Raw genomic sequence first — 12,515 nt, 5'->3', positions numbered from 1 at the left:
TTATCGTAAAATTTGAAGTGTCAGCACCGTGAAATTTTAGGCTGTTTGAGCTAAATAAATTTTCTATAAAAATACCTCTCAATAGCGAGTTCCTAAAATTTAGGTGCTGAACGATAAACTTAGATAGAGTTTCGTAAGCCTGGATTTTGAATGCATCCGACGACCAAAGGGAGAGGAATGCAGAATTTTTCATCAATGGAAAAAATGAACACGTATCTTAATAAAATAATCACTCATGTTCGGCTAAAGAAACTAGACCGCTTCGCTTTTAGATATTAAAAGTAAGACTGGAACCTAACTCACTGATAAACAAAGTAAGGTTAAAATTGTTCTTTTCAAAGAATGCCAAAATTAAAAATTTGTAAAAGCAGGGTATAGATAGCGGTAATAGCTTTTATCTATTGAAAATACCAGGTTCAGGTTCGTTCTTTAAAATCTTTATCGGACACCGCTGTAAAATAATCAATTTCCTACGCTAGAAATTTTTTTATCATGGGTCTCAGCATGACGGTAATTCTAAAAACCAGCATTGTCACCCTGCATATTAATTAGGATTATTCCCGGGGCTTATTTTAGATGATAGGTTTGTGAGATTTCCTGAGAAGCTTCTTTCATTTTTTTTCTAAATTCAGAAGGACTTAGGCCGTATTGTTCCCTAAAGATCTTTGAAAAATAGCTTTTGCTGCTAAGGCCTATTTTATCTACGATCTCGCTGATATTATATTCTGTATTAATTAAAAAATCCCTTCCTTTTTGCATCCTCACCGTATTGAGATATTCATTTACCGTTTGCCCGTAAAATCGTTTAAAACCCGCCTGTAATTTATTGTTGTTACTTCCCGTCATCCTGGCCAGGCTCCTTACGGTATTTATACTGCCCACATTATTCCTTAAAACTACTGAAGCATTGGCAATAAACTCTGCTTCCAGGGCCATATTCCTGTTTATTTGAACCGGATTTTCCAGATCATTTTCATATCTAAGAAGCTGCTGTACCAGAATTTCATGCGCCTTGGCATCAAAAAATAAATGTTTCAGCACCCCATCCTTTTCGAAAGATTCCATTTCCCTGAAAAGATCTACGGTTTTAAGGCTGTAGTTACCCTGATGGCAATATGCATGGTGATCATTACTATTTTCAAGTAATAAATGTAATACCTGCTCCCAGTGATTATCATGCTGAAGTGCTTTATTTCCATCATGGGGTTGTATTAACTCCAGGCAGTTAAGCTCGAAAGCTTCCTCAGCAAAAAAATGAATGGTATAACTTATCCTTGCCGGAATTGCGAGAATACAGTTTTGAAATTTATTTAATTCAATTTTTTCCTCGAAGCCATCAATTTTGAGCTTTAAAGTACTTTCTAAATTGAATAAAAAAATTAGTCGTGAAGCAATTCCTGCTTCAAAAATTACTTCAGAGTCTTCTTTAAATTTACCTTCATATTTAATCAATCCAAGACCATCGTTAAAATTCATTCCATAAATCTTACCTTCTCCCAATCCCGGGGATATCATTACTTCATGAGTATTATATTCCGATACAGGCCTGGATCTAAAAGCAAGGGAAAAATCTTTGATAATATCCCTGATCTTGTATGATTTAATAGTAAGCTTCAATTCTTTTAAATTTTTGCCAAAATAAAGCAATAACAAAGGAAAGATTTTGCTCTGAAGCTATTTAGAATCCATATTGTTATCATTTGGTGCTATTTTGTTATTTGCTAAACAAACCTTAATATTTAATACCCCAACCATTCCGATAATTATTAGCTTTCTTTCAGGTGTAAATAGAGCTATCTTAAATTAGAAAAAGCTTTGAAACAAGCTTTGACACTCGTTTTATACTAAATCAATAATTTTATCTTTTACAAATTCACTTCTCAATTTTTGACACAAAAAAGAGGTTACCTAGCGATAACCTCTTTTCAGTCCCCAATTGATAAATTCAGTCATATAGACTAAATTAACCTACGTTTCAAATATATTTCTTTTACACCTTCAGGCTTAGCTGTAATGAAAATGATAGTAACAGAAATGCGTAAAATTAAGAAATGTTCATATGAGTTAGTTCGCTAACGGATCGTGTTACGGCTATGGCTGCTAAAAATTTTTTTTCAGTTAAAAAAGGAGAGGCTGTGTGCTGAATTCTTATTTCGTAAACCTGAAAACCATGGTAAAAAATTATCTAGCATAGGAAATTCTCATTTTTTATCACCCATGTTCGGTTAGACCGCTTCTCTTTTAGACAATAGAAGCTAGACTTGAGCGTAAATAAAAATAATAAATTTTGAAACTATGTTTTTCACAGGATGGCTCAATTCAAAAATTTGTATAAGCAGGAGATATATGGTAACAAAGGCATCAAACCATTAAAATACCGGGCTCAGGTTCTTTTTTTAAGATTTTTCTCGGACACCACTGATTTTTACATAAAAATAGAAATGCAAAAAAGAGGTTATCTTGCGATAACCTCTTTTCAGTCCCCAATTGATAATTCAGTCGTAAAGACTAAATCAACCTACAGATCAAAAATATTTATTTAAAGCCTTAAGCATTAGCTGTATTGGGAATAATAATAACAAAAACACGTTAATTTCAAGAAATATTCATATGAGTTAGTTGGCTAATTAATCGTGTTACGGCTATGGCTACCAAAAGTGAACTCAGATCAAAAATTTAATACACGAAGTGAAAATTGTTTAAGATGGTTACTTATTAATTCGAGATTTAAATATCGTGTTTCAGTAACTATAGAAATTATTTACAGGATCTGAACTAATGGTAGAATAAAGAAAATTCTTGAAACCGACTATATTCAATGAAAGCTTAAAGGAGTAATTCACCGTACCGAAGATACAGTGGAACAAGACCCGGCTCCTTTTTTATATATTAATTAAATATTTGTCTATTCCGGTCAATTTCATTTCAGAAATAACCTGGGTAATCTGAAGCCTATGTTCGTAAAGAATTTCCCTGGCTTGAGAATCTTCTATATTTTCTATAATAGAACTATAGGTAGTTAAGGCATTTAATTCCCTTTTATAACATTCCCGAAGTATTTCCTTTCTGTATAAATTGAAGATCAAAAAGTGAAAATCCCTGGAGTCTGATTTGTGAGAAACCTCATCAAAAACAAAGTTTTCATCATTCTCCTGATATTTTAGAAGTAAAATCTTAAGGGCCGCACAAAAAGAATCTTTTTGTAAATACAGGCGCTCAAAAAATATCTTTGTAAAAGCCCGGCGTACATATAAAGATGCATTGTAATAAAAAGAAGTGTTCTCACAATTAAAGTGATAAAGTTCTTTTAAGAATATATATACCTGACTGGTCATTAAATTGATTTTAGAAATCTTTAAAGTTGGAGGGGGCAATTTTAAGCGTGTTAAGAAACCAATTGATCAGGAATTTCCTGGATAGGCACCATCACCAGGATTTTTTCTTCATCAAGATCATCCACACGGTATTTAATTCGAATTTTATAACTAAATTCTCTCTCTTCCTCGTGGAATTCACCGTTCTCCCTGTCAAACCCACCATTTTCAGTAAAGGCGATACTTGTAATTATACAGTTTTTAATTCTTTTCAATTCCAGCAACTCCTGCTGTGAAAGCTCATACCTTTCCTTTAACCTGTTCAGGCATTTTACGACGTGAAGTGAATCTTGTGATTTCATAATTTTTTGGTCGATTTATTAAATTATCCTCGAATTTAAGCAAGGACGTTAGCTATTAAAATCACAAAAGCACAAAAATATGACACAAAAGGTATTTTGGGAAAATTTTAATATTTACGTCGTAAATAACTACCGTTAAGCATATTATTAAAATATTCCTCCTACAAAATCTTCTCCTTCATTTGAAGTCACTGATTTTTACCCATTAAATCACAATGTTAAAATAATGAGATATTTCAAAAATAACGAGACTTTCTATTAGCTAAATTCTTAAGTAAATTTTATACCAGATACTAAAGCAAAAAATTAACCTAACTTTTTCATTTCCAACTAATCTTATGTTAATCATTTGAAATGCAAATGCATAAACTCTAATTTCATAACACAAAGTTTTTTTAACCTTAAAATTCAAAAATTATGAGTATTGTAAAAGTGATCGAAGTTCTGGCAACTTCTAGTGAAAGTTTTGAAGCAGCTACTAAAGAAGCAGTTAAAGAAGCTGCAAAAACAGTGAAAAATATTCAATCTGTATATGTGAAAGATATGAATGCCAAGGTAGAAGATGGCGCAATCGTATCTTATGGAGTTACCGCTAAAATCTCCTTTACTATTAACTAACAAGATTATATAATGAAGTTGCCTGAAAATAGACGGGTGAGATTTTTTTAAGAGTGGATAAGACTTTGGCAAAACCTCTTAATTCTCCTCTCTATTTCCAGGCACTTTATATTTTTAAATTGCGTGTTGATACTATTCTGAACCTGTATCAAAATCTTCAATATATATCCAGTACATATTGAATTCCTGCAATCGAAGATTCGCACTCAAATAAATTTGGGAATAAAGAAAAAATACAGGATTTTTTTATTACAACCTCTGCAACGATCCCACCTAACCAATCATATTTAATTAACTCATGGCTCAAAAAGATAAATCTAGGGAAATAGAAACCGAAAACCAGGAATGGCTGGATTCCTTCCGATGGATTTTAAAAAATGAATCACCCGAAAGGGCCAAAGAAATCCTTAATATTTTAAAGACGGAAGCTCTTAAAAAAGGGATTAGTCCAGACGACAACATAATTTCTCCTTATCTTAATACCATCGCTACCCAATCTGAAACTGCCTATCCTGGTGACCTTGAAATAGAAGAAAAACTTATAGGAATGATTCGATGGAATGCCATGGCCATGGTAGCCAGAGCGAATAAAAAAAGTGCAGGAATCGGTGGTCATATTTCTACCTATGCTTCCATCTCTAACTTATGGGAGGTAGGATTCAACCATTTTTTTAAAGGAATAGATGAAGGAGCAGGCGATCATATTTATTATCAGGGACATGCCTCGCCGGGTATTTATTCGCGAGCTTTTTTAGAAGGCAGGCTGGATGAAGAAAATCTGGAAAATTTCCGTAGGGAAATAAAGTCTGAAAAAGGACTTACCTCCTATCCACATCCCAGGTTAATGCCTGAATTTTGGAACCATCCTACGGTTTCTATGGGATTAGCTCCCATCACTGCCATATACCAGGCACGATTCAATAAATACCTGGAACATCGTGGCTTAACTGAGGATACTAAGCAAAAAGTATGGGCATTCTTAGGAGACGGTGAAATGGATGAACCTGAATCCCGGGGCGCCCTTAGCATTGCAGCAAAAGATAAACTGGACAATTTAATCTTTGTAGTAGACTGTAATCTCCAACGACTGGACGGGCCTGTTCGGGGAAATCAAAAGATCATCCAGGAACTGGAAGGTACTTTTAAGGGTGCCGGCTGGAATGTAATAAAAGTTTTATGGGGCAGCGATTGGGATCCCATCTTTAAAAAAGATAAAAAAAACAAGCTGCTTAAAAAGCTGAATGAGTTACCCGATGGGCAGCTTCAAAAATTCGCTTTTGAGCCCGGATCCTATATGCGAGAACATTTATTTGAGGGCGACGAAGACCTGGAAAACCTGGTAAAGAATATTTCAGATAAAGAATTGAAGGAATTAAGACGTGGCGGCCATGATCCCATTAAGATTTTTAACGCCTATAAAGCAGCGGTAGAACATACGGGACAACCCACGGTGATCCTTGCACAGACCATCAAAGGATATGGTCAGGGAGATGCCGGGGAAGCCAGCAATGTCTCGCACCAGACCAAAAAAATGGAAAAAGAGGGATTAAAGCATTTCAGGGATTATTTTAATGTTCCAATCTCTGATGATGATCTTGAGACAATCCCATTTATCAGGCCGGAAGAAGACAGCGAGGAATTGAAATATCTAAAAAAGCATCGCGAGAAACTCGGCGGTTTTATTCCGAAGAGAAAAGATAAAAGTGAATCCTTAAAATCACCAGATGATGATCTTTTCAATAATTTTTTTAAAGGTTCAGGAGAAGATGAAGCTGCTACCACCAGTGTACTGGTTCAAATATTAAGCAAGTTACTTAAAGATGAAAATGTTGGAAAATATATCGTCCCTATTATTCCTGATGAATCAAGGACTTTTGGAATGGAGTCACTTTTTCAACAGGCAGGAATTTATGCGGAAGGCGGACAAAAATATGAGCCCGTAGATCAGGACAGTTTACTATTTTATAAAGAATCAAAAGAAGGCGTCATCCTGGAAGAAGGAATTACCGAAGCTGGTTGCACTAGCGAATTCATTGCTGCGGGTACCGCTTACCTAAATCAGGGACTTAATATGATCCCTTTCTATTTCTTTTATTCCATGTTTGGTTTTCAAAGGACTGCAGATCTTATCTGGGCTGCAGCAGATGCCGGCGCCAAAGGTTTTTTGATAGGAGGCATTTCCGGAAGAACGAGTTTGCCCGGAGAAGGTCTTCAACACCAGGACGGCAATAGTCATTTATTCGCTCTTGCCTTTCCAAATCTTAAAGCTTATGATCCTGCTTTTGCTTATGAAGTAGCCACCATTGTAAAAGAAGGTATGAAAGAAATGTATACCGAAAAAAAAGATTTCTTTTACTATATGACCATAGGAAATGACACCTATCCCATGCCTGAGATGCCAAAAGGAGTTGAAGAAAAGATTCTAAAAGGAATGTATCGTTTCAAAAAAACTTCTAAAAAATATAAAAAGAAAGCACATCTCTTTGGTAGTGGTGCTATTATGAAAGAAGTATTGGAAGCTGCACAAATCCTGGAAAAAGATCATAATGTGCGTACCGATATCTGGAGCATTACCAGCTATAAAGCTTTGTATGACGATGCACAGGATACCGAGCGTAAGAACAGGTTAAAATCGCAGATTAATAAAGAAACTAACTATATTGAAGACAGTCTTAAAGACGAAGATGGGGTTTTTGTTGCTGCGACCGACTATGTTAAAGCCCTGCCGGAATGCATTGCCAAATATTTCCCTCACAGATTAAGCGTTTTGGGCACCGATGGTTTTGGCAGGAGTGATGCCAGGGAAGAATTACGCGATTTCTTTGAAGTGAATGCAGCCCACATTGTTTATACGGTGCTTTACGAATTTGCCCTCCAGGGAGAAGTAAAATCAAATGATCTTAAGAAAGCGGCAGAAAAATTACATATAGATCCTAAAAAACCAAACCCGAGGACTTCATAAGTCCAAAAACTAAAAAAATTACCAGCATGGCCAAAGAAATAAAGATCCCGCAAATAGCAGAAGGTGTAGAATCGGCAACCGTGACAGAAATTCTGGTCAGGGAAGGAGATAGTATAGAGAAAGATCAGTCGATCATTGCTGTAGAATCAGACAAAGCTTCGGTGGAAATACCAAGTCCCCAGGCGGGAACAGTAAAATCTATTTCAGTAAGCGAAGGTGACGAGGTAGAAGTTGGAGATGTGATTTTGGAACTGGAGGCTGAAGACTCTGATGAAAAAGAGGAAAAGAGTAAAGAGGAAAAAGAAGAAGATACAGAGGAAGATTCTGAAGAGAAAGCTGAGGCTAGAGATAAAAAGAAAGAGGAAAAGAGTAAAAAAGAGAAAGATTCAGATAGCTCTAAAGATAAAGATAAGGCAGATTCTGAAGACGATTCCGAAGAAGAAAAAGTTAAGAAGTCTGAAAAAGATAATCAGGATTCTGAAGATAAAGATTCAAAAAAAGAGGAAAAGAAAGAGTCTGAAGAAGAAAGTGAAAAAGAGTCTGAAGAAAAATCAGAAAAGAAAAAGGAGAAAGATGCTGATAAAGAAGATACTACAGAAGAAAAAAGGGCAACAGGCGAAAATGTTCCGGCGGCTCCGGGAGTGAGAAGGCTGGCCAGGGAATTGGGAATCGATATTAGCAAGGTAAAAGGCAGTGGTGAAAATGGCAGAATTAGCAAAGAAGATGTAAAAAACCACTCAAATGATGATAACCAAAAGAAATCTAGCCCTGAACTTTCTTTGCCCGACTTCAGTAAATGGGGTGAGACAGAAAGAAAACCGCTTTCCGGAATAAGGAAAGCCACTGCAAAAAACACTTCAGCAGCCTGGAGTAATATCCCCCATGTATTTCAATTTGACGAAGCAGATATTTCAGAAATTGAAATACATATGGAAAAACTGCAGAAAAAAGCAGAGACAAAAATTACCATTACCGCTATTCTGGCCAAACTTGCTGCCACCGCCCTGAGGCAATTTCCAAAATTCAATGCCAGCATCGATATGGAAAATGAGGAAATGATCCTGAAGAAATACGTGAATATCGGGATTGCGGTAGATACTGAGAAAGGACTGCTGGTGCCGGTAATTAGAAATGTAGATCAAAAAACGATCATAGAAATTTCAGAAGAAATTACCCAACTAGCTGAAAAAGCACGCGCTGGAAAGCTGTCTTCAGAAGAGATGAAAGGAGGTAATTTCACGATTTCCAACCTTGGAGGGATTGGAGGCACTAATTTTACCCCCATAGTTTATTATCCACAGGTTGCCATTCTTGGCGTTTCACGAGCTAAAAAACAACCGGTTTATGTGGATGGTGACCTGGAGCCAAGGGATATGTTGCCCTTAAGCCTCTCTTATGACCACCGCATGATAGACGGCGCCGAAGGGGTACGCTTTTTACACTGGATTTCCCGGGCTCTCGAAGATCCTTATGAAGCCCTATTAGGCGCATAACTACAAAATTACCCACTACTATGTCCAAAAAGAAAGAGTTAGTCATTATAGGAGCAGGACCGGGAGGTTATGCTGCTGCGTTTCGGGCAGCAGATCTTGGTTTAAAAGTTACTTTGATAGATCCCGAGGCAAATCCCGGCGGTGTATGCTTATATCGTGGCTGTATCCCTTCAAAAGCCCTGCTGCATATCGCAAAAGTAAAACAGGAAGCGATGAAAGCTGCGGAATGGGGCATAGAATTTAAAGAGCCAAAGATTGAGGTAAAGAAAATTCAGAAATGGAAAAAGGGGGTTGTTAAAAAACTGACAAAAGGTCTTGGCAAACTCGCCGAAGGAAAAAATATTAAATATATAAAAGCTTCCGCCCGGTTTATTTCTGAAAGTGAGTTAAAAATACAACCTGCTAAAGGAGAAGCTTATAAAGTGAAATTTGAAAACCTTATTCTGGCCACAGGTTCTGTAAATATGGAATTACCTAATATTGAAATTGATCACGAAAAGGTAATCGATTCTAAAGATGCGCTGGACCTCAACAACATTCCAAAAACGATGTTGGTCATTGGTGGCGGGTATATTGGCCTGGAACTGGGAAGTGTTTATGCAGCCCTGGGTTCCAAAGTCTCTATTGCTGAAATGACCTCCGGATTTCTTCCCGGGACAGATCCTGACCTGGTAAAGATTTTCGAAAAGGAACAGCCTTTTAAAGATTTATATTTCGATACTAAAGTGGAAGAGCTTTCTGTTGAAAAGGAAAAGGTAAAAGTGACATTAAAAAGCAGTGACAAAAAAGCCAGTAAAAAAACATTTGACCAGGTGTTGGTTGCTGTGGGCCGTAAACCCAATACGGGGACGCTGGACCTGGAAAAAGCCGGAATTAAACCGGATGAAAATGGATTTTTGAAAGTAGATAAGCAAGGTCATATTAAAAACACCCACATTTTTGCTATTGGCGACCTTACCGGAGAACCACTGCTCGCACATAAAGCTAATTATGAAGGAAAGATAGTTGCAGAAACTATTGCGGGCAAAAAAGGAGCAGCTTTTGATGCACGCTCCATACCCGCTATTGTATTTACCAATCCCCAAATGGCCTGGTGCGGACTCATGGAAAATGAAGCAAAAGAGAAGGAAATTGATTATAAAGTATTGAAATTTCCGTGGAGTGCTTCGGGACGCGCTGTCGCTGTTGGAAGTCCTCATGGGATCACCAAGCTCATCGTAGAAAAGAAAACGGGAAGGTTATTGGGTGGAGGCGTGGCCGGAAAAAATGCCGGCTCCTTAATTTCTGAAATTTCTTTGGCTATTGAAATGGCCGCCACTGCTGAAGATATTGCTTTGAGCATACATCCGCATCCATCACTTTCAGAAACCATCATGGAGGCTGCCGAAATATTTTCGGGAAGCCCTACCCATATTTCTTCTTAATTTTTCACGGCTTATGAAATTCTAATCTGTAAGATTTTACAAAATAGAAATTCTATTTTAAAAAGGTATTTCAGAAAAGTTTTAATTTTTAGCTTTTTGTATATGATCTGGGTTCTTCTGCCAAAGTGAGGCCCAGCCTCCTCCATAAGATTTCTTTACATCTCCCGAAACAGAGGCAAATATAATAACCAGGATGCCTACCGTCATGTCACTTATAATAGCTATAGTGTTCGTATAACTGAGGATCCACGGTGCTAAAAGAAGCCAGACAGCTAAAGGATAGTTCCACTTTCTAAGACTTAAGGTTGCTTCCCAATAAGCGATTACTGAAAAAGTTACAATGACCGGTCCTACAATATGTCCATTGTCTGTCGCTGCTTCAGAAAAGTTAAATATTCCCGGAGCTACCATCACCCATAATCCTAATATTGTATTTAAAATTCTTGCCCACATATTAATTTACTTTTTCAATTTCAGATTGAACTCCCCAAAATGCTTTCCATGTAGATGCTTCAGACCTTTTTACCCTTTGCATGTATTGTAAACTGGCAAGCATTTCATCCATAGCAGGACCTATCATCGCTATAGAAATAACTGCAGATGCAAGACAAAGTGTACACCATGCCGAAAAAAGCACCGGCTGAAACACCACCAGCATCACACTTACAAAACCTAAAGGTCCTACCGCAAGTCCAAATACAATTACGATCCACGGCATTTTTTTCCATCGCCCCTGTCCTCCAATCACTCCAGTAACAGCATCCACCAGGTATCCAAATGCCCCTAAAGCTGCATCTGGTATTGGCAGTATATGAGAGATTCGAGAATTTAAAATGGTCACACTTCCGTCTCCGAAAAATGGTTCCCAAACAGAATCTATTAACTCAAGTTGATATAATGAGAGATATCCGGCAATCAAAACCCCGATTAAGGCAAGGATCACAATAGGTATACGTTGAGACCAGGTAGCGGGGTTATAATCCCAACCTGGCGGTATCATTTGTGCATCTTTAGTCATGTCAGGATTTTAAATTATTTTTTTTGTACCATTCTTCAGGATTTCTTTTTAAGTCGGCAATAATTTTTTCAAGTGAATCCATCAAGCGGTGTTTAGGTTGCCATCCTAAATATTCCTTCGCCCGGCTTATATCCAACTCATAATGATCGTCTGCCCGATCTATCATCCAGGGTTTGATAAAAGGATCTCCAACAAGATCCCTTATCCAGGCTCCTGCTTTAGCCAGTCTCTTAGGCATTTCATAAGTTTCCCACTCTTCTCCATGAATTAGTTTTCCTATCCTGTCTTGCAATTCCTTATAGGAAGGGGTTTCTGGTTCGCCGATATTGATCGCTATTTCATGAGGTAGTTTTTTCCTTCTTTCTACCGTTCTAACAATTGCATCCAATACATCTTCCATATGCACAAATACATCACCATGAGTAACGTCTCCTGAGTAGAAATGGCTTACCAGTTCTTTCTCATAAATCCTTTTAATTTGTTGAGTGATAGGAATGGAATTCCCCTCATCGTTATAAACTCCGGCAATCCTAAGAAATACAGTATCGATATTTTCGTTGTTTTCCTTTATTAATTCTTCGGTATTGATTTTAGACTCCGGATATCCCCAATTAGCCCCAATAGGTGAATCTTCGTGGATTTTTTTTCCAGGTTCGGTGGGTTTATAAAGCAGGTCTGAGCTTGAAAAAATGAACTGATCTACTTCAAAATCCTGTAATTGATTTAAAAATTTTCTAGTCCCCTTTACATTGATTTCATCATAGCCCGGACTATCCTTTGTATTAAAGCTGTAGAAAGCCGCCAGATGTATTACCGAAGCAATTTTACTTCCGTAGCCATATCTAATCCTTTCCATGGCGGCGTCTATCTTTCTTTCATCAGTGATATCAAAATTCACACATTCAGCCTGAAGCGGCGGATAAGGAGGCCCTAATCTATCCAATCCTATGATGCGATAATTTTTAGCAAGTTTTTCAATTAGCGGAAACCCTATGAGGCCACTACTACCACTAATTATTACCACTTCTTTGTCCTTGTTTCGCGCGCCGGTTTTGTCGTGCTCAATAATTTGATCCATCTCCATTCATCTTTTTATGTTATCTATATAAAATTAGAAATAAGTGGTATGAACCCAAAAATTTATGAGCCTCTTAATCATGAATTAACGCAATTTTATTAGAATCAAAGCCGACAAACTATATTTTAAAAAATATTACGTATTCATTAATTTAAGTATCAACCTAAATCTTCCGTTAATTATCTTACAACTGCTTCGACTTTAAAAATTAAGCACTATCGCTGCATTTTTTAAAGAAGTTAAATA

10 protein-coding genes are annotated in these 12,515 nt (G+C 37.1%); 4 read left to right on the top strand and 6 right to left on the bottom strand.

What is annotated here, in order from left to right:
• Positions 1-567 precede the first annotated feature (567 nt).
• The 3 genes from Q1K34_RS16135 to Q1K34_RS16125 all read right to left on the bottom strand — a co-directional run bounded on the left by Q1K34_RS16135 (position 568) and on the right by Q1K34_RS16125 (position 3,676).
• Positions 568-1,617: a helix-turn-helix transcriptional regulator gene (locus tag Q1K34_RS16135; protein ID WP_300441208.1), complete on the bottom strand. Its 1,050-nt coding sequence runs from the start codon at positions 1,615-1,617 to the stop codon at positions 568-570.
• A gap of 1,265 nt (positions 1,618-2,882) precedes the next feature.
• A complete protein-coding gene (locus tag Q1K34_RS16130; protein WP_300441205.1) occupies positions 2,883-3,335 on the bottom strand; it encodes a hypothetical protein in 453 nt (150 codons plus the stop codon).
• Between the two features lie 50 nt (positions 3,336-3,385).
• Positions 3,386-3,676: a hypothetical protein gene (locus tag Q1K34_RS16125; RefSeq protein ID WP_300441202.1), complete on the bottom strand. Its 291-nt coding sequence runs from the start codon at positions 3,674-3,676 to the stop codon at positions 3,386-3,388.
• Between the two features lie 417 nt (positions 3,677-4,093).
• Between Q1K34_RS16125 and Q1K34_RS16120 the strand changes: the two genes are divergently transcribed.
• From Q1K34_RS16120 to lpdA, 4 genes are all read left to right on the top strand, one after another.
• Positions 4,094-4,294: a dodecin family protein gene (locus Q1K34_RS16120; protein ID WP_300441199.1), complete on the top strand. Its 201-nt coding sequence runs from the start codon at positions 4,094-4,096 to the stop codon at positions 4,292-4,294.
• A gap of 298 nt (positions 4,295-4,592) precedes the next feature.
• A complete protein-coding gene (gene aceE / locus Q1K34_RS16115) occupies positions 4,593-7,256 on the top strand; it encodes a pyruvate dehydrogenase (acetyl-transferring), homodimeric type (RefSeq protein WP_300441197.1) in 2,664 nt (887 codons plus the stop codon).
• A gap of 26 nt (positions 7,257-7,282) precedes the next feature.
• Entirely contained in the window at positions 7,283-8,749 is a 1,467-nt protein-coding gene (locus Q1K34_RS16110; protein ID WP_300441195.1) for a 2-oxo acid dehydrogenase subunit E2, read from the top strand.
• 20 nt (positions 8,750-8,769) lie between these two features.
• Complete coding sequence (gene lpdA, locus Q1K34_RS16105) at positions 8,770-10,173, top strand: dihydrolipoyl dehydrogenase (RefSeq protein WP_300441193.1); 1,404 nt, start codon at positions 8,770-8,772, stop codon at positions 10,171-10,173.
• Positions 10,174-10,254: 81 nt separating this feature from the next.
• Here lpdA and Q1K34_RS16100 read toward each other — a convergent pair whose 3' ends face one another.
• Genes Q1K34_RS16100 through Q1K34_RS16090 form a run of 3 tightly spaced genes read right to left on the bottom strand, consistent with a single transcriptional unit; the run spans position 10,255 to position 12,269 of the window.
• The gene (locus tag Q1K34_RS16100) at positions 10,255-10,626 is read right to left on the bottom strand and encodes an SPW repeat protein (protein WP_300441191.1); all 372 of its coding nucleotides are present in this window, start codon (positions 10,624-10,626) and stop codon (positions 10,255-10,257) included.
• 1 nt (position 10,627) lies between these two features.
• Positions 10,628-11,191 carry a vitamin K epoxide reductase family protein gene (locus Q1K34_RS16095; RefSeq protein ID WP_300441190.1) on the bottom strand — a complete coding sequence of 188 codons (564 nt, stop codon included), beginning with the start codon at positions 11,189-11,191 and terminating at the stop codon, positions 10,628-10,630.
• A 1-nt stretch (position 11,192) separates the two neighbouring features.
• Positions 11,193-12,269, bottom strand: coding sequence for an NAD(P)-dependent oxidoreductase (locus tag Q1K34_RS16090; protein WP_300441188.1), 1,077 nt, complete (start codon positions 12,267-12,269; stop codon positions 11,193-11,195).
• Positions 12,270-12,515: the final 246 nt, after the last annotated feature.

Origin of the sequence: Christiangramia sp. (assembly GCF_029937855.1) — a bacterium.
Classification (GTDB): Bacteria; Bacteroidota; Bacteroidia; order Flavobacteriales; family Flavobacteriaceae; genus Christiangramia.
The sequence above is the reverse complement of the archived record's forward strand: the minus strand, read 5'-3'. Positions and strand labels throughout refer to the sequence as shown.

Excerpts from the sequence above, each read along its gene's own strand:
- Q1K34_RS16130 (WP_300441205.1), bottom strand. The coding sequence starts at position 3,335 with ATGACCAGTCAGGTATATATATTCTTAAAAGAACTTTATCACTTTAAT.
- Q1K34_RS16125 (WP_300441202.1), bottom strand. The coding sequence starts at position 3,676 with ATGAAATCACAAGATTCACTTCACGTCGTAAAATGCCTGAACAGGTTA.
- Q1K34_RS16120 (WP_300441199.1), top strand. The coding sequence starts at position 4,094 with ATGAGTATTGTAAAAGTGATCGAAGTTCTGGCAACTTCTAGTGAAAGT.
- aceE (WP_300441197.1), top strand. The coding sequence starts at position 4,593 with ATGGCTCAAAAAGATAAATCTAGGGAAATAGAAACCGAAAACCAGGAA.
- Q1K34_RS16110 (WP_300441195.1), top strand. The coding sequence starts at position 7,283 with ATGGCCAAAGAAATAAAGATCCCGCAAATAGCAGAAGGTGTAGAATCG.
- lpdA (WP_300441193.1), top strand. The coding sequence starts at position 8,770 with ATGTCCAAAAAGAAAGAGTTAGTCATTATAGGAGCAGGACCGGGAGGT.
- Q1K34_RS16100 (WP_300441191.1), bottom strand. The coding sequence starts at position 10,626 with ATGTGGGCAAGAATTTTAAATACAATATTAGGATTATGGGTGATGGTA.
- Q1K34_RS16095 (WP_300441190.1), bottom strand. The coding sequence starts at position 11,191 with ATGACTAAAGATGCACAAATGATACCGCCAGGTTGGGATTATAACCCC.
- Q1K34_RS16090 (WP_300441188.1), bottom strand. The coding sequence starts at position 12,269 with ATGGATCAAATTATTGAGCACGACAAAACCGGCGCGCGAAACAAGGAC.